Source organism: Fodinicola feengrottensis, assembly GCF_039530045.1.
GTDB lineage: Bacteria > Actinomycetota > Actinomycetes > Mycobacteriales > HKI-0501 > Fodinicola > Fodinicola feengrottensis.
In genome coordinates, this window is the sequence record NZ_BAAANY010000009.1 from 627,170 (window position 1) to 647,173 (window position 20,004).

At 68.5% G+C, this 20,004-nt stretch carries 14 protein-coding genes; 8 read left to right on the forward strand and 6 right to left on the reverse strand.

From position 1 onward, the window contains the following. Window positions 1-86 precede the first annotated feature (86 nt). Window positions 87-962, forward strand: coding sequence for a choline/ethanolamine kinase family protein (locus ABD301_RS15495; protein WP_344310932.1), 876 nt, complete (start codon window positions 87-89; stop codon window positions 960-962). 212 nt (window positions 963-1,174) lie between these two features. Here ABD301_RS15495 and ABD301_RS15500 read toward each other — a convergent pair whose 3' ends face one another. The 3 genes from ABD301_RS15500 to clpB form a co-directional block, all read right to left on the reverse strand. Then, on the reverse strand, window positions 1,175-1,660 hold the full coding sequence (locus ABD301_RS15500) for a DUF456 domain-containing protein (RefSeq protein ID WP_344310934.1): 486 nt from the start codon (window positions 1,658-1,660) through the stop codon (window positions 1,175-1,177). A 10-nt stretch (window positions 1,661-1,670) separates the two neighbouring features. After that, window positions 1,671-2,432, reverse strand: a complete 762-nt coding sequence (locus ABD301_RS15505) for a GntR family transcriptional regulator (protein ID WP_344310936.1) — start codon at window positions 2,430-2,432, stop codon at window positions 1,671-1,673. A gap of 109 nt (window positions 2,433-2,541) precedes the next feature. Further along, window positions 2,542-5,163 (reverse strand): ATP-dependent chaperone ClpB, encoded by a 2,622-nt coding sequence (gene clpB / locus ABD301_RS15510; RefSeq protein WP_344310938.1) that lies wholly within the window; start codon window positions 5,161-5,163, stop codon window positions 2,542-2,544. A 171-nt stretch (window positions 5,164-5,334) separates the two neighbouring features. Between clpB and ABD301_RS15515 the strand changes: the two genes are divergently transcribed. From ABD301_RS15515 to ABD301_RS15535, 5 genes are all read left to right on the forward strand, one after another. Then, a complete protein-coding gene (locus tag ABD301_RS15515) occupies window positions 5,335-6,912 on the forward strand; it encodes a histidine kinase (RefSeq protein ID WP_344310940.1) in 1,578 nt (525 codons plus the stop codon). A 24-nt stretch (window positions 6,913-6,936) separates the two neighbouring features. Beyond that, window positions 6,937-7,605, forward strand: coding sequence for a response regulator (locus ABD301_RS15520; RefSeq protein ID WP_163572285.1), 669 nt, complete (start codon window positions 6,937-6,939; stop codon window positions 7,603-7,605). Window positions 7,606-8,150: 545 nt separating this feature from the next. Further along, window positions 8,151-8,921 carry an ABC transporter ATP-binding protein gene (locus tag ABD301_RS15525; RefSeq protein WP_344310942.1) on the forward strand — a complete coding sequence of 257 codons (771 nt, stop codon included), beginning with the start codon at window positions 8,151-8,153 and terminating at the stop codon, window positions 8,919-8,921. Between the two features lie 5 nt (window positions 8,922-8,926). Then, window positions 8,927-11,371 carry an ABC transporter permease gene (locus tag ABD301_RS15530; protein WP_344310944.1) on the forward strand — a complete coding sequence of 815 codons (2,445 nt, stop codon included), beginning with the start codon at window positions 8,927-8,929 and terminating at the stop codon, window positions 11,369-11,371. Between the two features lie 12 nt (window positions 11,372-11,383). Next, entirely contained in the window at window positions 11,384-13,354 is a 1,971-nt protein-coding gene (locus ABD301_RS15535; RefSeq protein ID WP_344310946.1) for an ABC transporter permease, read from the forward strand. A gap of 600 nt (window positions 13,355-13,954) precedes the next feature. On the opposite strand, the gene ABD301_RS15540 is transcribed toward ABD301_RS15535, so the two are convergent. Both ABD301_RS15540 and ABD301_RS15545 read right to left on the reverse strand, forming a co-directional pair. Further along, on the reverse strand, window positions 13,955-15,835 hold the full coding sequence (locus tag ABD301_RS15540; RefSeq protein WP_344310948.1) for a propionyl-CoA synthetase: 1,881 nt from the start codon (window positions 15,833-15,835) through the stop codon (window positions 13,955-13,957). Between the two features lie 76 nt (window positions 15,836-15,911). Continuing rightward, window positions 15,912-16,436 (reverse strand): TetR family transcriptional regulator, encoded by a 525-nt coding sequence (locus ABD301_RS15545; RefSeq protein WP_163572287.1) that lies wholly within the window; start codon window positions 16,434-16,436, stop codon window positions 15,912-15,914. A 105-nt stretch (window positions 16,437-16,541) separates the two neighbouring features. On the opposite strand from ABD301_RS15545, the gene ABD301_RS15550 reads away from it, so the two are divergent. Further along, window positions 16,542-17,672 carry an FAD-dependent oxidoreductase gene (locus ABD301_RS15550; protein WP_344310950.1) on the forward strand — a complete coding sequence of 377 codons (1,131 nt, stop codon included), beginning with the start codon at window positions 16,542-16,544 and terminating at the stop codon, window positions 17,670-17,672. On the opposite strand, the gene ABD301_RS15555 is transcribed toward ABD301_RS15550, so the two are convergent. Further along, window positions 17,649-18,533 (reverse strand): cytochrome c oxidase assembly protein, encoded by an 885-nt coding sequence (locus ABD301_RS15555; protein ID WP_344310952.1) that lies wholly within the window; start codon window positions 18,531-18,533, stop codon window positions 17,649-17,651. The two genes, ABD301_RS15550 and ABD301_RS15555, sit on opposite strands and share 24 nt — an antisense overlap. A gap of 275 nt (window positions 18,534-18,808) precedes the next feature. Between ABD301_RS15555 and ABD301_RS15560 the strand changes: the two genes are divergently transcribed. Beyond that, window positions 18,809-19,882, forward strand: a complete 1,074-nt coding sequence (locus ABD301_RS15560; RefSeq protein WP_344310954.1) for an NAD-dependent epimerase/dehydratase family protein — start codon at window positions 18,809-18,811, stop codon at window positions 19,880-19,882. Window positions 19,883-20,004 lie beyond the last annotated feature (122 nt).

The following is a 20,004-nucleotide window of genomic DNA, read 5'->3' on the forward strand; positions in this document are numbered from 1 at the left end:
GACGCTAAGTGTCGGCGGACCGCGTACGGAGCCCCCGAAAGGCACCCGTTGGCTCTGACTTTCGACAGGTCGCGGACACTGTGCTGGTGGATCTTCAGCCAGTGGGCAGCACCTTGGAGCCGCTGACCGGTGGCACGACCAATCGCAGTTGGCAGGTCCTTGTCGACGGTCGGCCGGTGTCCGTGCTGCGCGAACCGGCCAGCGACGACGCCCTGCTCGGCATCGATCGTACGACCGAGCGCCGCGCCGCCCAGCAGGCTCATGATCTCGGGGTCGCACCTCCCGTCCTTGCGGCCTCAAATTCTGGTGCCATGCGGATCGGCTGGGTGAACAACGCCGTCGCGATGTCGGCGGACGCGCTGCTCAATGACGATTTTCGGCTTCGTCTCTGCGAAACACTGCGCCTCCTGCATTCCGGACCGGCGCTGGGTCGGGTCCTTGATCATTCTGCTGTCCAGACGCATTTATTGGCTGGCGTACGCGACCGTGGGCTCGCCTTGCCCGCCGGCTACGAGGATCTTCCCGGCCGAGTGGACCACCTCGCCGCGGTTTTGCGGCGCCAGCCGATGCCCGCGGTGCCATGCCATAACGACCTGTCGGCGGGCAACGTCCTCGACGACGGCGAGCGGCTCTGGCTGATCGACTTCGAATACGCTGCCGACGCCGAACCGGCCGCCGAGTTGGGCAACGCGATCGGCATGTCCGGCCTGCCGTTCACCGCCGTAGAACAGCTGGTCACCGCGTACCGCGGCGAGCCCGACCAGCTGCTGACCGACCGCGCGATGCTCTTCCACACGCTGAGCATCACCACGTGGATCCCGTGGATGATCCTCCAGGACGCGGCGCACCCGGGAAATCCCGAGATCGCCGACTGGATCGAGCTGGACATCCGCGCCGTCCGCGCCGCCTTCGCCGGCCCGGACCTACGAGCCGCACTCAGCCGAGTCGAAAACTCCGCCTGAAAACCACCCGTAGCGGCGCGAAATTGTCGTAGGTGTCTGTTTTTCTTTCCCCCTCCCTTTGAACGGGCGGGGGGTGGGTTGAGAGGTAGTCCTTAATTTTTAGTTGAACATTGGTCCTCGAACCCGCCCCCCCACCCGTCACTGGGTGGGGGCGATTTTTCGGGCTCGGTACGACAGTTTCGCGCCGCACCCTATGTAGAGCGCTGCAGGATCTAGGCGAAGAGGGCGCCGGCGGTGAAGGTGAGGGCGATCGCGAAGGCGGCCATCAGCTCGATCAGCATCGACAGGCCGGTTGCCTTCAGGGCGGCGACAGTTGATGGCCAGGCTCCGGAGAAGCTCTTCGCGCGCTGGGCCTCGGCCAGGAAGACGCCGAGGATGAAGCCGACGAACAAGCCGACCACGGGGATCACGAACATGCCGACGATTCCCAGCACTACCCCGACGAGGATGGTGGTGGTTGGCACGCCGGACTCTTTCAGCTGCTTGCCCGGCCAGGTGAACTTGACCACCGTCCCCAGCACCGCCCACACCGTGGCGATGCCCAGGACCAGCCACTTTCCCCAGCCGGCGTCGGCGAAGATCGCCCACCCGAGGACGCTCAGCCAGCACAGCACCAGGCCGGGCAGGACGGGGACGATGATGCCGACGATTCCCACCACGATGGCGATCGAACCCAGGACGACCAGCAAAACCTGCATGGCTCCGAGATTAGTTGCGCCCCACCCGCGCCAGCACCTCGTAGCGGTCGCCGCGGAAAAGGGACCGGCTGGATTCCAGCACGGCGCCGGTGGTGTCGCGGGTGACGCCGTCGATCAGCAGGCAGGGTTGGCTGGGCTCGACGGCCAGCGCACGAGCCTGCTCAGCGTCCGGGAGCACCGAAGCGATGTGGGCGTCGCTGGTGGCGGGGCGTACGGACCAGCGCTCCTCGAGGGTGGCGAACAGCGAACGGTCGGCCCAGTCCAGCGCCTGGATGCCGGGGAAGCGGTGCACCGACACGTCGGTGTGCTCCACCGCCATCGGCACTCGGTCGGCGGTCCGCAGGCGTACCAGGTGCAGCACCGGCGAGGCCGGTGCCACTTGCAGGCGGGTCGCCAGCCGCGAGCTGGCCGGTTCGACCGACACCGCCAGCGGCACCGAGCCGGGCACCATGCCACGGGCCCGCATGTCCTGACTGAACGATGTCAACAGGTCCAGATGGGCGGGTTTGGGCTCCGCGACCAGAGTGCCGTGGCCGTGTCGGCGAAAGAGCAGGCCGTCGGCGACCATCCGCTCGATCTCCTGGCGCACGGTCGTACGGGATACGGCGAAATACTCCGCCAACACCCGCTCGGACGGCATCAGGCCGCCCGGCCCCAGCCCGCCGGCGAGGTCCTCCAGGATCTCCCGGAGCTGGTGACCCTTGGGTCGGCCGGCGGCGAGCTCCTTGGTACGGAGCGCGTCGACGTCGATCTGATGGCGGCTACGTGGCACCCAACCAGTATCCGAGACCGAGCATCGTTTGCGCACGCCGGCTTCCGAACTCAAGTGGACCAGTTAGACCCGTTACCGGCGGGAAATTCCGGTAACGGGTCGGTGCTAGCTAGGGGAGTTGCTTGCGCAGGGACGTGCTGTCGGCGCGTGAGACGGACAGGCCGGATCGATCCGGGGTGACCTCGACCAGGATCGTGTCGCCGTCGGCGATCGCGCCGGACAGCAGCGCGCGGGCCAGCTGGTCGCCGATCGCCGACTGGATCAGGCGGCGCAACGGCCGGGCGCCGTAAACCGGGTCGAAGCCGTTGATCGCCAGCCACTCCCGAGCCGCCGGCGACACGTCCAGCGCCAGCCGGCGATCCGCCAGCCGGGCGCCCAGCCGGGTCACCTGGATGTCCACAATGGACGCCAGCTCTTCGGTGTCCAGTGCGTGGAAGACGACCACATCATCCAGCCGGTTCAGGAACTCCGGCTTGAAGTGCTGTCGTACGACCGACATCACCGCGGTCTCGCGGCCCTTGTCGTCCAGCGTCGGGTCGGTGATCGCCTGCGAACCCAGGTTCGAGGTGAGCACCAGGATCGCGTTCCGGAAGTCGACCGTACGCCCCTGACCGTCGGTCAGCCGACCGTCGTCCAGCACCTGCAGCAGCACGTCGAACACATCCGGATGGGCCTTTTCGACCTCGTCCAGCAGCACGACTGTGTACGGCCGGCGGCGGACCGCCTCGGTGAGCTGGCCGCCCTCTTCGTAGCCGACATACCCGGGCGGCGCGCCGACCAGCCGGGCAACCGAGTGTTTCTCGGAATACTCGCTCATGTCGATCCGCACCATCGCCCGCTCGTCGTCGAACAGGAATGCGGCGAGCGCCTTCGCGAGCTCGGTCTTGCCGACGCCGGTGGGGCCGAGGAAAAGGAAGGAACCGGTGGGGCGGTCCGGGTCGGAGACCCCGGAACGGGCCCTGCGTACGGCATCGGACACCGCCAGCACGGCTTCGGGTTGGCCGACGACCCGGCGGGTCAGCGACTCCTCCATCCGCAGCAGCTTGGCGGTCTCGCCTTCCAGCATCCGGCCGGCCGGGATCCCGGTCCACGCGGACACCACTTCGGCCACGTCGTCCGGGCCGACCTCGTCCTTGACCATCGGCTCGGTTTCCAGCTCCTGCTCGGATTCCGAGGCCGCGGCGATGTCCTTCTCCAGCTGCGGGATCCGACCGTAGAGCAGCTCGGACGCGACCGCGAGCTCGCCGTTGCGCTGGGCGCGCTCGGCCTGGCCGCGTACGTCGTCAAGCTCCTTCTTCAGCTGACCGACGCGGTTCAGGCCGGACTTCTCCTGCTCCCAACGCGCCGTCAGTGCGGCCAGCTCTTCCTGTTTTTCGGCTATGTCGCGGCGAATCCGCTGCAGCCGGTCGCGAGAGGCCGCATCGTCCTCTTTGGACAGTGCGAATTCCTCCATTTTCAACCGGTCCACCACCCGGCGCAGCTGGTCGATCTCCACCGGGGAGGAGTCGATTTCCATCCGCAGCCGGGAAGCGGCCTCGTCGATGAGGTCGATCGCCTTGTCCGGCAGGAAACGTGAGGTGATGTAGCGGTCGGACAGCGCGGCGGCGGCGACCAGAGCGGCATCGGCGATGCGTACGCCGTGATGCGCTTCGTATCGCTCCTTGAGGCCACGCAAAATGCCAACGGTGTCGTCGATTGACGGCTCACCCACCAGGACCTGCTGGAACCGGCGCTCCAGCGCGGGGTCCTTCTCGATCCGCTCGCGATACTCGTCGAGCGTGGTCGCGCCCACCATCCGCAGCTCGCCGCGGGCCAGCATGGGCTTGAGCATGTTGCCGGCGTCCATCGCCGAATCGCCGGTCGCGCCAGCGCCCACCACGGTGTGCAGCTCGTCGATGAAGGTGACGACCTGGCCTTCGGAGCCCTTGATCTCCTCCAGGACAGCCTTCAACCGCTCCTCGAACTCACCGCGGTATTTCGCGCCGGCCAGCATCGCGGCGAGGTCAAGGCTGACCAGCCGCTTGCCGCGCAACGACTCCGGCACGTCGCCGGCCACGATCCGCTGCGCGAGGCCCTCGACGACGGCGGTCTTGCCGACGCCCGGCTCGCCGATCAGGACGGGATTGTTCTTCGTACGCCTGGACAGCACCTGGATGACCCGGCGGATCTCGGTGTCCCGGCCGATCACCGGGTCGAGCTTGCCGTCCCGAGCGGCCGAGGTCAGGTCCACGCCGTACTTCTCCAGCGCCTGATACGACTCCTCGCCGTCCGGGGTGGTGACCTTGTGGTCGCCGCCGCGGACCGTCGGGAAGGCTGCCACCAGCGTGTCTTCGGCGGCGCCGGCGCTGCGCAGCAGCTGCGCGGTGGAACCGCCGGTCCGGGCGAGGCCGGCCAACAGGTGGTCGGTGGCCAGGTATTCGTCGCCGGCCGACCGCATGATCTGCTCACCGGCGGTGATCACGTTGGCCAGCTCCCGGGACAACTGCGGCTCGGCGACGCTCGCACCCTGTGCGGACGGCAGCCGGTCGATCGCGGTGGCCGCGGCGGCTCGTACGCCCGCCGGGTCAGCGCCGACCGCACGCAGCAACGCGGGCGCGGTGGACGATTTCACGTCCAGCAGCGCCAGCAGCAGGTGCGCGGGCTCGACGGTGGCGTGACCGCGGGTGCCGGCGACGGAGATCGCCTGCGAGAGCACCTCGCGGCTGGTGGTGGTCAGGATCTCGGCGTTCATGGGCTCCTCAGCAGCATCTCAACCAGCCAATACAGTAAACACAACGTAACTAAGTTGAGTCTATTCCACTCAACTACTTCAGAATAGTTGATCTGTCTACGACTGTCGGTGGTCCGGTAATCACCCGGCAGGTCGACGCCGGCCGGTTACCCCGCACCTAGAGTCGTTGATATGAGCACGCCAGACCCGGACCAGCCGACAACACCCACCAGGGTGCTGCCGTCGGTCGAGCCTGGCCAGCCCACCGGGGCCGACCAGCCCACAGAGACTGCCCCGCTGGTTGCCCGACCGGCCGGTCGGGCGCGTGGGTCGGCGTCGGTCCCGTCGTTCGCGCGGCAGGAGACGGTCCCGCAGATCGTGGCACCGCCGCGGCCGCCGTCGATCCTGCGGCCACCGCCGTACGCGCCGCCGCCGGTGCCAATCGGACCCGGTGCGACCCGCGGCACCATGTACGGGACGCCGACGGCCGACGGCCGGCCGCGGCGCCGGCTGCTGGAGCGGCTGGATTCGTGGCTGCGCGGCAACCCGTGGCTGTCGGACAGCATCCTCGCGATCGGCATGCTGCTTTTCGTCGCGCCGGTCTCACTGGTCATCGCGGTCTCAAACGATGGCATGGGCGTCGAGTCGACGCCGGCGGTGCTGATCCCGATCCTGATCCTGATCGTGCTGGTGACCCACGGCGTTGTCGTCGTACGCCGGGTCATGCCGATCACCGCGCTGATCGTGGTGACGGTCGCGCTGGCGATAAAAGTCCTGATCACCCCGGTCCCGTTCCCGTCCGACCTGATCTTCCTGCTGGTCACGTACTCGGTCTGCGCGTACGGGAGACGTCCGGCCGGCGCCATCGCCTTCGTGCTGGGCATTGCCGGCGGGCTGGCCGAGACGGCGCGGTTCAGCGTCCTCATCGGCTACCGGATGGACCAGGACCCGACGCTGATCCTGCTGCTGGTCTTCATCTTCATGTTCATCGTGGCGGCGGTGTTCGCATCCTGGGGGCTCGGGCAGTTCCGCCGTGTCCGGTACGCGTATTTCACGACTCTCGAAGACCGTGCCGAGCGCGCTGAGGCGGAGCGCGAGGAGCGCGCGGCCCGGGCCGTCGTCGAGGAGCGGAACCGGATCGCCCGGGAGATGCACGACGTGGTGGCGCACTCCCTCGCGGTCATCGTCTCGCAGGCGCAGGGCGGGCAGTATGCCGCGAAGACCAAGCCGGAGCGGGCGCAGGAGGTGCTCGGCACCATCGCCGAGACCGGCCGCCAGGCGCTCGCCGACATGCGTGGCCTGTTGGGCGTCCTGCGCAGCAACGAGCCGCTCAACGCCGACTCCGCCGTTGAGGTGAACCGCGGCCCGCAACCGCGGCTGGCCGAGCTGGGCGACCTGCTGACCCGCGTACGAGCCAGTGGGCTGCACGTACGCCAGGACGAAGAAGGACATCGCAAGCAGCTCGGACCGACCGCGGAGCTGGCGGTCTACCGGCTGGTCCAGGAGTCGTTGACCAACACGATCAAGCACGCTGGGCCGGACGCGCACGCCACGGTCGTGCTGCACTGGTCGTCGGAGGCGCTGGAAGTCACCGTCGCCGACGACGGCCGCGGCCCGACCGTGCGCGACCCGGACGACCCGACCAGCGGCGGGCACGGCCTGGTCGGCATGCGCGAGCGGCTTGCCGTGGTCGGCGGGTCCGTACACACCGGGCCCCGGCCGGGTGGCGGGTTCCAGGTCCGGGCGCGGCTGCCGTACCGTCCGGCCTAGCAAACGACTGATCGGATCCTCAGCATGACAATTCGCGTGTTCCTCGTCGACGACCAGGCGCTGGTCCGCGCCGGTTTCGCGATGGTGCTGGACGCTCAGGAGGACATGCGGGTCGTCGGCGAGGCCGGCGACGGGTCCGAGGCGCTGACCAAGCTCGCCGTCACGGCCGCCGATGTCGTGATGATGGACGTACGCATGCCGCGGATGGACGGCGTCGAGGCGACCCGCCGGCTGCTCGCCCAGCGGTCCGCTGAGGAAGGCCCGCGGGTGATCGTGCTGACCACCTTCGACCTCGACGAATACGCCTTTTCCGCGTTGCGGGCCGGAGCCAGCGGCTTCCTGCTCAAGGACGCGCCGCCGGAGCACGTCCTTTCGGCTATCCGTACGGTCTTTCGCGGCGACGCGGTGATCGCGCCCTCGACCACCCGACGGCTGCTCGACCACGTGGCGACCACATTGCCCGATCCGCAGCCCGGCCCGGACCCGCTGGCCGCCCTCACCGAGCGCGAGCGTGAGGTCCTGCTGGAGGTCGCTCGTGGCGCCTCCAACGCGGAGATCGCGGCGAAGCTGTTCCTGTCCGAGGCGACTGTCAAGACCCACGTGGGCCGCATTCTGGCCAAGCTGAAACTGCGCGATCGGGTGCAGGCCGTGGTGCTCGCGTACGAACGAGGCCTGGTCCGCCCCTCCGGCTGAGCTTTCCCCGCTTGGTACGAGCGTCGCTGGCTTTCGCGGTCACGCTTGCGGCAAATCTGGATCCACGAAATGCCCACTGCGGCGCGAAACTGTCGTACCCCCTTGGTTAATCTGGCCCCCACCCAGATCGGGTGGGGGGTGGGTTTGAGGCCGCGCGCGAGCAAGAATTTTGCGGTTCCGCCGTTTTTGTGACTGAAGTGGCTTTTGAGAAATCTCTGCCGAAATATGACGATAAGTGTCCGTCCACTGTGGACTCGCGGCCGCTCATACACCGAGCCCTACTGAAGATCCACGCTGGCAGCGCCAGTCGCACGCGATGAGGCATCGCGGCCGTCGTTGTTAAAGGGCTTGTGACCTTTCACGCGGCAGGAACGTGCTGGTCGCAGCAGATGGCGCGGCGCGTACGACTTGGGGATGAATGGGCGCACGGTGGACATGCGCCGTGAGGGGCGGGTGGGCGCGACCGCGTGCGGACGCGAAGTGTCGGGGCCAGCGGGCAGAGTTGTGGACGGTTCACGACACATCTCAAGCAGGAGGCATCACCCATGGGAGCACCGCAGGCGGTCGCCCTACCCCAGCAGCAGGCCGCGCAACAGCCGGCGGCCGCCACCCGCGAGCTCGTCAAGGTCTACGGCAGCGGTGAAGCCGCCGTCAGAGCGCTGGACGGCGTCAGCGTGCAGTTCGGGCGCGCGCAGTTCACCGCCATCATGGGCGCCTCTGGTTCTGGCAAGTCGACGCTGATGCACTGCATGGCAGGGCTGGACAGCGCCACCTCAGGGCAGGTCTGGGTGGGTACGACCGAGCTGACCCGGCTGCGGGACGCGCAGCTGACGCGGGTGCGGCGGGACCAGATCGGGTTCGTCTTCCAGGCGTACAACCTGCTCCCGCAGCTGACCGCCGAGGAGAACATCCTGCTGCCGCTGCAGCTGGCCGGGCGCCGCCCGGACGCCACCCTCTTCAACCACCTCATCGAGGTGCTGGGCCTGCGCAGCCGGCTGAAGCACCGGCCGAGCCAGCTCTCCGGCGGTCAGCAGCAGCGGGTCGCGGTGGCCCGCGCGCTGGTCAGCCAGCCAGCGGTGGTCTTCGCGGACGAGCCGACCGGCAACCTGGACTCACGGTCCGGCGCCGAGGTGCTGTCCTTCCTGCGCCGGTCGGTGCGCGAGCTCCAGCAGACCGTCGTGATGGTCACCCACGACCCGGTCGCCGCGTCGTACGCGGACCGCGTGGTGCTGCTCGCGGACGGCCGGCTGGCCGGCGAGATCCACCAGCCCACCCAGGACTCGGTCGTCGACGCGCTTCGTGGCCTGGGGGCCTGACAAACATGTCCGTTCTGCGCACCCAGCTGCGTGGCCTGGCCAGCCGGCCCACCCGGCTGCTGCTGACCTCGCTCGCCGTGATCGTCGCGACCGCTTTCGCGTATGCGACCTTCCTTGTCCAAAGCGTTGTCGAACAGTCCCTCCAGGATTCGTTCAGCACCACCACCTCGGCCACCAGCGTGGTGGTCAAGTCCTCGACCAACCTGCCGGACTCCGCCGCTGGCAAGGTCCGGGCGCTCCAGGGCGTCAGCCAGGTCGCCGAGCAGGGCGTCACCTTCATCCAGGGCGGCGGCCTCGACTTCTTCGTCCAGTCCGACCCTGGCAGCGGCCCATTGTCGCTGGTGAGCGTGGTGTCTGGGCACTACCCGACGGCTGCCGGGCAGATCGCGGTGTCCGAGGACACCGCCAAGAAGGCCCACCTGAAGATCGGTGACACCCTCCCGGTGCAACCGAGTGAGCAGGGCAAGAAGTCGATCCAGGTGACCGTCACCGCGATCGTCAGCCCGCATGGCCGGGGTGCTGACGTGTTCGTGCCTGCCAGCGGCCTGACCGCGTTGGGGGCGCATTTCAATCGGCTCAACATCAGCGCCACCGCCGGTACGGACACGGCCGCCCTGGTCAGCAGCGTGAAGAGCGCGGTCGGTGGCACCGGCATCACGGTCGACGACGCCGCCACCATTCGGCAGAGCGACGCGACCGACGTGAGCAAGGCGGTCGGCGAGCTGTTCCTGGTGCTCGGCCTGTTCGTGCTGGTCGCGGTGCTGGCCGCCGGCCTGGTCGCGGCCGCCACCTTCCGGATCGTGTTCGCCCAGCGGATGCGCCAGCTGGCCCTGCTTCGGGCGATCGGCGCGAAGCGCGACAAGATCATCGGCGCTCTCGTCATCGAGGGCGCGATCACCGGCCTGGTCGCCGGAGTCCTGGGTGTGGTGCTCTCGGCCGGCATCGCGTACGGCGCGATAGCGATCATCAACTCGACCGGCTCGGTCGTGCCGTTCCCCGGCCTGAATGTGCTGGCTCTGCTCGGCTGCGTGGCCGGCGCCGTGCTGGTGACGGTCGGTTCGGTGCTCGCCCCGGCGATCTCCGCCTCCCGAGTGCCGCCGCTGGCCGCGCTGCGGACGGCCGCGGTTGCCGACGGCGCCAAGAAGGTGGGCTGGCTCCGGATGTCCTTCGGCATCCTGCTCGTGCTGGCCGCCGCACTGGCGGGCGTTGCCGCGACGGTCATCCACTCCTCGACTGGCGCGCTCATCGTGGTCGTCTCCGGCGCCTTCGCGTTCGGCGCGCTGCTCACCCTCGGGCCGTATGTGGTGCCCTCGCTGGCCCGGCTGCTCGGCTGGCCGGCCGGCGCGCTGGCTCGCACGACCGGCCGGCTGGCCATCCGCAACGCGGCCCGCTCGCCCCGTCGAATCGCCGCCACCACGTCGGTGGTCGCGCTCGGCGTGACGCTGGTGACCGGCCTGCTGGTGGGCACGGCGTCCATGCAGGCTTATGCGGATGCGCGGCTGAGCGCCGAATTCCCGACCGCGGTGGTCGCGTACCCGACCAGCGGCGCGACACCCGCGCAGCTGCAGGCGTTGGCGAAGAACCCGGCCATCGCCCGAGCGGTGCCCAAGACCGCGGCGGATGTCACCATCAGCGCGCAAGGCGCGCGAGAGACCCTGCCGGCGACCGGCTTGGACGCGAGTGCGGTCCCGAGCCTGGCCAAGGTCGCGGTCGCCGGCGGCCGGCCGAGCGACGTGGGGGTCGGTGACATCGGCCTGCACAGCGATGTGGCGGCCAAGCTGGGCGTGCATATTGGTGACTCGGTCGCGGTCTCGGCCGGCAACCGGTCGGTCACCCTGAAGGTCACCGCGACCTGGCAGACCGCCTTCGGGCCGGCGTTGCTGATGCCGTCCGATCTCCGCAAGATCGCGCCGAACGCCACGGTGAGCACCGTGCTGGTTGACCCGGCGGCCGGCCACACCGTGCCGGAGATTCGCAAGATCGTCAGCGCCGCTTTGCCGAACTCCCAGGTGCAGGACGCGGCGTCGGCGCGGGAGAGCTTCCAGGGCCCGCTGGCCACCGTGACGCTGATCGCGCTCGGCCTGCTGGCGCTGACCGTGCTGATCGCGGTCACTGGAGTGGCGACCACCATGACCCTGGCCATCGTGGAGCGTACGACCGAGTCCGGCCTGCTCCGGGCGCTCGGCCTGTCCCGCCAGGGGTTGCGCGGTTCGCTGATGCTGGAGTCGGGGGTGTTCGGGCTGGTCGGGGCCGCGATAGGGCTGGTGCTGGGATCGTTCTACGCCTGGCGGCTGCTGGACTCGCTGTCGCTTGGGGTGAGCCTGGTGCTGCCGGTCGGCGAGCTGGTGCTGGTGGCGGTGGTGCTGGTCGCGCTGACCCTGCTGGCCGGCTGGCTGCCGTCCCGGCGGGCCGCCCGGATCTCCCCGGTCGACGCGCTCGCCACTTCCTGAGGAGTCACCCGGATGTTTCCGCTGCTGCGGGTCTTCCTGTCGGACCTGCGCCGGCACCCCGTCGGGACGTTGCTGCCCGGCGTGGCGCTGGCGGTCGGGCTGGCGTGTGTCGTCTCGTCTGTGCTGGTCGGTGGTGCATATGACACCGCCATCCAGCGGAACAAGCCGCACACGCCGGCCGGTTCGGCGGTGGTCATCCGGGCGCCTGGTACGGACCTGCCGGCCAGCCTGGTCACCGAGGTTCAGCAGCTGACTGGGGTAGCCACCGCGCAGCCCCGGCAGGTCACTTCCGGTCAGGTGCTCGGCGCGGACGGACGGCCGCTGAACACGCCGGCGAGCATTCGGGTGGAGCCGAGCGACCCGCGGCTGTCGACCACGACCATCCTGCAGGGCCGGCTGCCGCGCGGTGACCAGGAAGTCGCGATCGACGAGGTGGACGCTCAGCGTAAACATCCGCTCGGCAGTTCGGTGCTGATCGCCGACTACCGGACCGGCAAGCCGGTCAAGGCACTGATCGTCGGCGTCTCGGCGCAGGATCTCGGTCGCCCGGGTGGGATCGCGATGGTGGCCGCACCGGCGTTCGCCACCGCGCATCTGGACTCGACCACGATCTACGGCATGGACGTGGTGCTCACCGCTGGCACCCCGGTCGACGCGATGCTGCCTCGGATCGAGGCGACCGTCGGCGGCAACTATCAGGTAGAGACGGCCGCGCAGGCCCGGGCGAGCGAGCAGCCCAGCCCGATCGGCATCAGCAGCACGCTGTTCGTGATGTTCAGCCTGCTGGCGATGGCGACCGCGGTGTTGGTGGCCGGCGCGGCTTTCCGGGCGGTGACGGCGTCCCGGGTTCGGCGTACGGCGTTGCTCCGCGCGCTGGGCGCGTCCCGGCCGCCGCTGGTCGTGGTGACCGTGCTCGAAGCCGTCGTGATCGGGGTGGTGGCGGCCGGGCTGGCGGTCGGGTCGGGATGGTTCATCTCGGTCGGCATGCTTTCGGTGCTGAACAGCGTCGGCGTGTCCGCGCTGCTCGGGAGCACCGGCGTGACGCCAGCCGTGCCCGGGTTGGTGCTGGCCACGGTGGCTGTGGCGTTGGGGGTCGCGGCGGCCGTGACCGCCGCGCTGCGGCCGGCCATTCAGGCCTCCGGGGTGCCGCCGGTGGCGGCGCTCTCCGCGGTGCCGGACGCCCCGGTCGAGCGTGGCGCCGGCGTCGCCCGGCTGGTCCTGGGGGCCGGCATCGTGCTGCTCGCCGGCCTGCTGGCGATGCTCGGCATCGCCGCCCGGAGCTTCTTCCCGCTGCTGGCGTCGGCTGTCTTCACCATGATCGGGCTATTCGGTGTGCTCGGCCCGCTGGTGGTGCCGCTGCTCGTACGGGTGCCCGGCTGGATCGCCGGCCTGGTCGCCCGGTTCCTCGGGCCGGCTGGTGCGGTCATCCGAGTCGCGGCCCGGGAGCCGTCCCGTACGCCGCGCCGGGCGGCCGCCGTCGCGATGCCGCTGGCCGGCGCTTTCTCGCTGCTCGCCTTCGGGGTGGTCGGCAGCGCCTCGCTGCGGGACGCGGTCGTTCGGCACAGCGACGCGGCCAACACCGCGGCCTTCGACACCGCCACCCTGCTCGGCTGGGGGCTGCTCGGCCTGTCCGTGCTGGCCGCCGTCAGCGGGGTGGTCGCGACCACCGCGGTCTCGATCACCGAGCGGCGCCGCGAACTCGCGCTGTCCCGCGCGCTGGGCGTTACCCGTACGGGCGTCGGCCTGCAGGTGGTCGCCGAGGCGATGCTGCTGTCAGTGGTCACCGCCGTCACCGGCAGCCTGATCGGCTACCTGTACGGCGTGGCCATCGTGTCGATGCTGAACCTGCCGACCGCGGTGGGCCCGCCGCTGCCGCTGCTGGCCTCCCTCGCGGCCGTCACCGTCCTGGCCGTGCTGGCCGCCGCCGGCCCAGCGATCCGCGGCGCGTTGCTCACCCCCACCAACGCTCTCGCCGACAACTAAGTGGTCTGGGCCGTTAGTCGGCTCCGCCACTTGAGTGCGGCACGCCCTGTACGTCACGCTCTGTTACCATTTACTTGCCCTATACCTGCCAGAGGTATGTCCGATTGTGACATTGTTGGCCGTTGGGGCGGTCGAATGGGCAACAACGTCACAATCGGACATAGCCGTCCGGCTATATATCCAAAATTTGGTGACCGGGCGCGAGAATCAGTCACCTCAGCCACTCCAGCCCTGTGTTGATCTTGGTTAGTTGGTCCGCCCAAAACGGACACTCACTCGATATGTCCGCTTCAGGTAGACCAGCTAACCAAGATCAACAACGGAAACAGTGGACGGTGACCGTCGGGCGGCAATCTCCACACGTACAGTCGCGACGATCGCAGTCAGAAACGCCCACTCTTGCGGAAAACCACGCACATCACACCAGTCACTCCAGCCCCAAAACAGGCCCCCCGAAATCGAGCGTTCACGACAGCACCGACAAAACGGCGCCACCCACCCAACGCATCAGCCAGACCGACCCCGTTCTTCCTTGAGGCCCCGCCCGGAGGGCAGACCTTGGCCTCCACCCCCGACGAACTAGCAGCCTGGACCACTAAGTCAGCGGCGAGAGCGCAGGACCGGGCGGAGCGCCTCGACCACAGCCGGGTCCTCGATCGTGGAGGGCATCGGCTCGTCCTTGCCATCGGCGATCCCGCGCATGGTTCGGCGCAGGATCTTGCCGGAGCGGGTTTTGGGCAGTGCGGCCACCACATTCACCTGCCGCAGCGCGGCGACCGCGCCGATCTCGTCGCGTACCCGCTGCACCAACTCCGCGCAGACGGTGTCCGGATCGGTGTTCACCCCGCTTTTGAGCACCACGAGACCACGCGGGACCTGGCCTTTCAGGTCGTCCGCGACACCGATCACGGCACATTCGGCGACCGCCGGGTGGCCGGCGAGGACAGCCTCCATCGCGCCGGTGGACAGCCGGTGCCCAGCCACGTTGATGACATCGTCCATCCGGCCCATGACGTAGACATAGCCGTCCTGGTCGACGAAACCGCCGTCGCCGGTCAGGTAGTAGCCCGGATATCGGGACAGGTATTCGGAAACATAGCGGTCGTCGGCGTTCCAGAGCGTTGTCAGCGTGCCCGGCGGCAGCGGCAGTCGGATCGCCACCGCGCCTTCCACACCGGCTGGTACGCGGCGGCCGGACTCGTCCAGGATCTGTACGTCATAACCCGGCACGGGCACACTCGGCGAGCCCGGCTTGATTGGCACCCGATCGAGGCCACGCGGGTTCGCGCAGATCGGCCAGCCGGTTTCGGTCTGCCACCAGTGATCCACCACCGGCACGCCGAGAACTCTGCTGGCCCAGTCGTAGGTGGCCGGGTCGAGCCGCTCGCCGGCCAGGAACAACGTACGGAATCGGCTGAGGTCCAGTCGGGCCAGCGCCCGGCCGAGCGGGTCTTCCTTCTTGATCGCCCGGAATGCGGTCGGTGCGGTGAAAAGCGCTTTCACGCCATGCTCGGAAATGACCCGCCAGAATGCGCCCGCATCCGGGGTGCCGACCGGTTTTCCCTCGTACAGAACGGTAGTCGCGCCAATCAGCAAAGGCGCGTAGACGATGTACGAATGCCCGACGACCCAGCCGACATCGGATGCGGTCCACCACACGTCACCAGTGTGGACGTCGTAGATATTGGTCATGCTCCAGGCAAGCGCGACCGCGTGGCCACCGTTGTCCCTTACCACTCCCTTGGGTTTCCCGGTGGTGCCGGACGTGTAGAGAATATAGAGCGGATCGGTCGCCGCGACCGGTACGCAGGGTCGCGGGCTGGCGGTGGCCATCACTTCGGCCCAGTCCAGATCTCCCTTGCGCATCAACGCGACCGCCTGCTCGCGCTGCAGGACAATGGTGACGTCCGGTGGATTCCGGGCCAGCGCGAGCGCCCGGTCGACCAGCGGCTTGTATTCGATCACCCGCTTGCCTTCGATGCCGCAACTCGCGGTGACCAGGACTTTTGGCTGTGCGTCGTCGATACGGATGGCGAGCTCGGTGGGCGCGAACCCGCCGAACACGACCGAATGGACCGCGCCCAACCGGGCGCAGGCGAGCATCGCGATGACCGCTTCCGGGATCATCGGCAGGTAGATGACCACCCGGTCGCCGGCTACCACGCCCTGTTCTGCCAGCACTCCGGCGAAAAGCGCGACCTGGTCGCGGAGTTCTTGGTACGTGTACGTCCGCTGGGTGCCGGTGACCGGCGAGTCGTAAATCAGCGCCGGCTGCTGGCCGCGACCGGCGTCGACATGCCGGTCGAGCGCGTTGTGGCAGGTGTTGACACGGCCGTCCGGGAACCAGCGGTAGAACGGCGGCCTGGAGTCGTCCAGCGCCTGGGTCGGCGGCACGTACCAGCTGATCGCCTCGGCCGCTTCCAGCCAGAACCTCGCTGGATCGGTCAGGCTGCGCTGGTACGTCTCCCGATAGGACGGCATGGACGGGTTCCTCCAGGGTCAACCGACGGCATGTCCCCGTTGCCAGCCCACTGTCTCAGAGTCGCCGCCGGATGCGCTATTCGGCCAGGCCGGCGCGGATCCCGGCGAGGATGATTTCCAGCCCCGCGCGAAAACCCCGGTCGCGGTCGCCGCCGCGGGTCTGTTCCTCGATGGTGAACCCGTTGACGTAGCTGAAAATCGTGTCTACCGCGGTCAGCGCGGCTTGGTGGGTCCCGCCGGCCTTGACCAACACGTTGGCCAGCTGGTGAAAGGCTGCTTCGCCGGCCTCAGACGGCACTTGGAAGGTGGACATCAGCCGGGCGCCGTCGCGGTGCGCGAGCATCCCCGCGCGGGTGCCGATGGCGACCGCGCGGTAAACGTCCGCCCAGTCGCCCTCGAGGGCGTCCACCGGAATCCCACCGGAGCCGACGATGTGCCCGACGACCGCGTCCAGGAGGGCCTGCTTGCTGGGGTAATGCCGGTAGAGCGCGCCGGCCTGGACGCCGAGTTTGGCGGCCAGCTTGCGGGTGGTGAACGCGTCCAGCCCAACCTCGTCGAGCAGCTCGACGGCCGCCTCCAGCACCTCGTCCCGCCGCGCCATCCGCGTACCCCCTCCGCCTCGGCTCATCTTGCCAGTTGACAACCCGCGACCCGACTGTGAACATTGTTCACGTGAACAATGTTCACGTGACTGGAAGGATATGACATGAGACGCGTACTGGTGATTGGCGCTGGTCTTGGCGGGCTCGCGGTGGCGCAGGGGTTGCGTAAAGCGGGCATTGACGTGCAGGTGTACGAAAAGGACACCGATATCGAGGCGCGGTGGCAGGGCTACCGGATCGGGCTCCGGGAGTACGGCTGGTCGGCGTTGCGAACCTGCCTGCCGGCGGAGCTGTACGACCTGGCCTGGGCCACCTCCGGCAGCCTGGTCGGGCCCGGCCTGTTGTGGGACGAACAGCTGAACCTGTTGGCCAGCGGCGATCAGATCGGTCCGCCAGAGGACGCCCGGGTGCTCGACCGGCACGTCTTTCGGCACGTGCTCTTCCGGGGCATGCAGGACCGGGTGCACTTCGGGAAGAAACTGGCCAGCGTCGACGAGACCGCCACCGGCGTACGGGTGACCTTCGCCGACGGCACGATGGCCGAAGGGGACGTGCTCATCGGCGCTGACGGCGGCCACTCGGTCGTACGCCAGCTGCTGCTGCCGCACTTCGGGTTCGTGTCCGCGGACCTGTGCGGCGCGATGGGGCGTACGCCGCTGACCGAGCGGTTCCGCCGGCTGGTCTACGGCCGCGGCACGATGGTCAAGGGGCCGCACCTGAACCTGATGCTCGGCCGGATGGAGTTCGCCAACGCGCCCGGTCCGCTCGGGCTGCCGCCGACCTCCAGCTATGTCCGCTGGGTGCTGCTGATGCCGCCGGACCACCCGGCCGCCCAGCCGACCGCCGTGATGCCGGACGTCCGCAAGGTCGTCCTGGAGCTGATCGACGGTTGGCATGAGGACCTGACCGACCTCATCAAACAGAGCGACGCGTTCAACAGCGCCATCGGCAGCCCGGTCCTGCTGGACCAGCCGGTGACCGCGTGGGACGCCGAACGCATCACGATGCTGGGCGATGCGGCTCACCTGACCATCGCCAGTGGTGGCAATGGCGCCAACACCGCGCTCCGCGATGCTGAGCAACTGACCCAGCGACTCACGAACGACGATGATGTGGTCGCGAGTTTGCGGGCGTACCAAACGGAAATGCTGGAATACGGCAACGAGGCCGTCGAGTTCGCCAAGGAAAATCAGAAGAACTTCGTTCCCGAGTCAGCTCCGGCGAAAGCGCTCTGACAGCTCCGGGTTGGTTTCCCACCACAACCTGGTCGGTTCTTCTTCGGCCTGGACTTCCTCGGCTTCATCCAACTGCTGATCGACTTTCGCCGCGTCTTTCGCGTCATCGGAGATCATCCGGCGAAAAAGCGCGGCGAGGAACGGAAGCCCGGCAAGGTCGCCGCCGATCCACAGCACGCCGGCGCCAATGATCTGGTCCATTCGCAGGCTGGGGCCCCACGTACGGCCAAGTGCCGTGTAATACGCGGCGGCCACCACCAGGGGTCCCAGCCACAGCACCAAACCCAGGCCCGCGTCGAAAACTACCTCGACGAAGGTGATGGCGACCGCGATCAGGTGCGGGTATTTGCGCGGCATCGGGTCGATCTGCAAGCGGCCGTAGAAATAGACGAACCCGATCACCACAAGAGCCAGCCGGCTGAGTGCGTCGAGGCCGCCGTTGCGCAGAATCGCCTCGTACCAGCCGGTGAAATACAACAACCATGGCGTGGCCAGCAAAATCACCGAGCCAATTGGTGGGTACGTCAGCAGGTGGGCGACCTTGCCATTCAGGACACGGTCAAGTTTTGCCTTGTTTTCGCAGGCTTCCCGCAAGAGCGTGAGCGGCGCGCCCATCGCCAGGCCGAAAGGCGTGATCATCAGCAACACGATGACCTGCACGGCCCGTACCCAGAAAAGCACGTCGTCGTACGCGCCAACGAAAGTCACCGACACCAGCAGCATGCTGCCCAGGCCCACCCCGAAAAACGCTGCTGACCTGGCCAACGGCCAGCCCGGCACGCGGCGCAGGGCCCACAGGTAACCGGCGCCGAGCGCGATGGCCAGCACCAGGCTGACCGCATCCGGCGTCCAGGTCGTCACCGCGGTTACCATCGTCAGCGGTTGCACATGCACGTCCGTACTCTCCTAACGCCGTTCTGCCAACGTACGCTCGCCGTTTCTGTCGGCATCCCGGAGGACCCTCAGATCCGGGGCGGCATTTTTCCTCCCTACCCACAGTCACCCACGCCCTCGTCATTCTGTCGATGCGGACAATGCCGCAGTTGCGGAGAGTGAATGGGCGGGTTTCTTACGGTCTGATGATGTAAGCCCGCGTACGGGCCTAAGCGAGTCCGTAGGCGGCTAGCGTCCAGACGGTGACTGTGTTGATCACCGGCGGCGCCGGTTTCGTGGGTTCGCACACCGCTGACCGGCTGGCCGCCGACGGCGTACCGATCCGGCTGGTGGACGCCCTGCTGCCGGCCGCGCACGGCGGCGACCCGCCGGCGTGGACCGAGCCGTACGGGCTGATCAGGGACGATCTGACCGACGTGGACACAGTCGCCGGAATGCTCGACGGGGTGGACGCGGTGTGCCACCTGGCCGCCATGGTCGGTCACGGCGTGGACCCCTCGGACGCGCCGGACTACGTCCACAACAACGACTACGCGACGGCCGTCCTGCTGGCCGCGATGGCGCGTACGGGCGTGCGCCGGCTAGTGCTGGCCAGCTCGATGGTCGTCTACGGCGAGGGCCGTTATCGGTGCGCCGAGCATGGCATCGTGGCAGCCGCGCCGCGCCGGCTCGCCGACCTCGCGGAAGGTCGCTATGACCCGCCCTGCCCGCATTGCGGCGGCTGGCTGAGCCCGGAGTTGATCGGCGAGGACGCGCCGGTCGATCCGCGAAGCACGTACGCGGCAACGAAACTCGCCCAGGAGCACCTCGCTTCCGCGTGGGCGCGACAAACTGGCGGCGCCGTGTGGGCCTTGCGCTATCACAATATTTACGGTCCGCGGATGCCACGCGACACGCCTTATGCTGGCGTCGCCTCAATTTTCCGTTCAATGCTGGAACGCGGCGACGCGCCGACCGTGCTCGAGGACGGCCACCAGCGCCGCGACTTCGTACACGTCACCGATGTCGCCGCCGCCAACGTCGCGGCGCTGTCGACGCCCGCTCCCGAGGGCCGGCTGGAGGCGCTGAACATCTGCTCCGGCACACCCCACACCGTCGGCGACTTCGCCACCGCGCTCGCAGCCGCGATGAACGGCCCGGCGCCGGTGATCGCCGGCGGAGCGCGGCCCGGGGACGTACGACACGTCACCGCCGACCCGGCCAAGGCCCGCGAAGTCCTCGGATTCCACGCCCGTACGTCCTTCGCGGCAGGCGTCGCCGCCTTCGCCACCGACGAACTCCGTGAGCCACCTCGTACGATGGCGCTCTCTACATAGGGTGCGGCGCGAAACTGTCGTACCCCTCGGGCAGATTTGCCCCCACCCAGTGACGGGTGGGGGGTGGGTTTGAGGACCAATGTTCAACTAAAAATTAAGGACTACCTCTCGACCCACCCCCC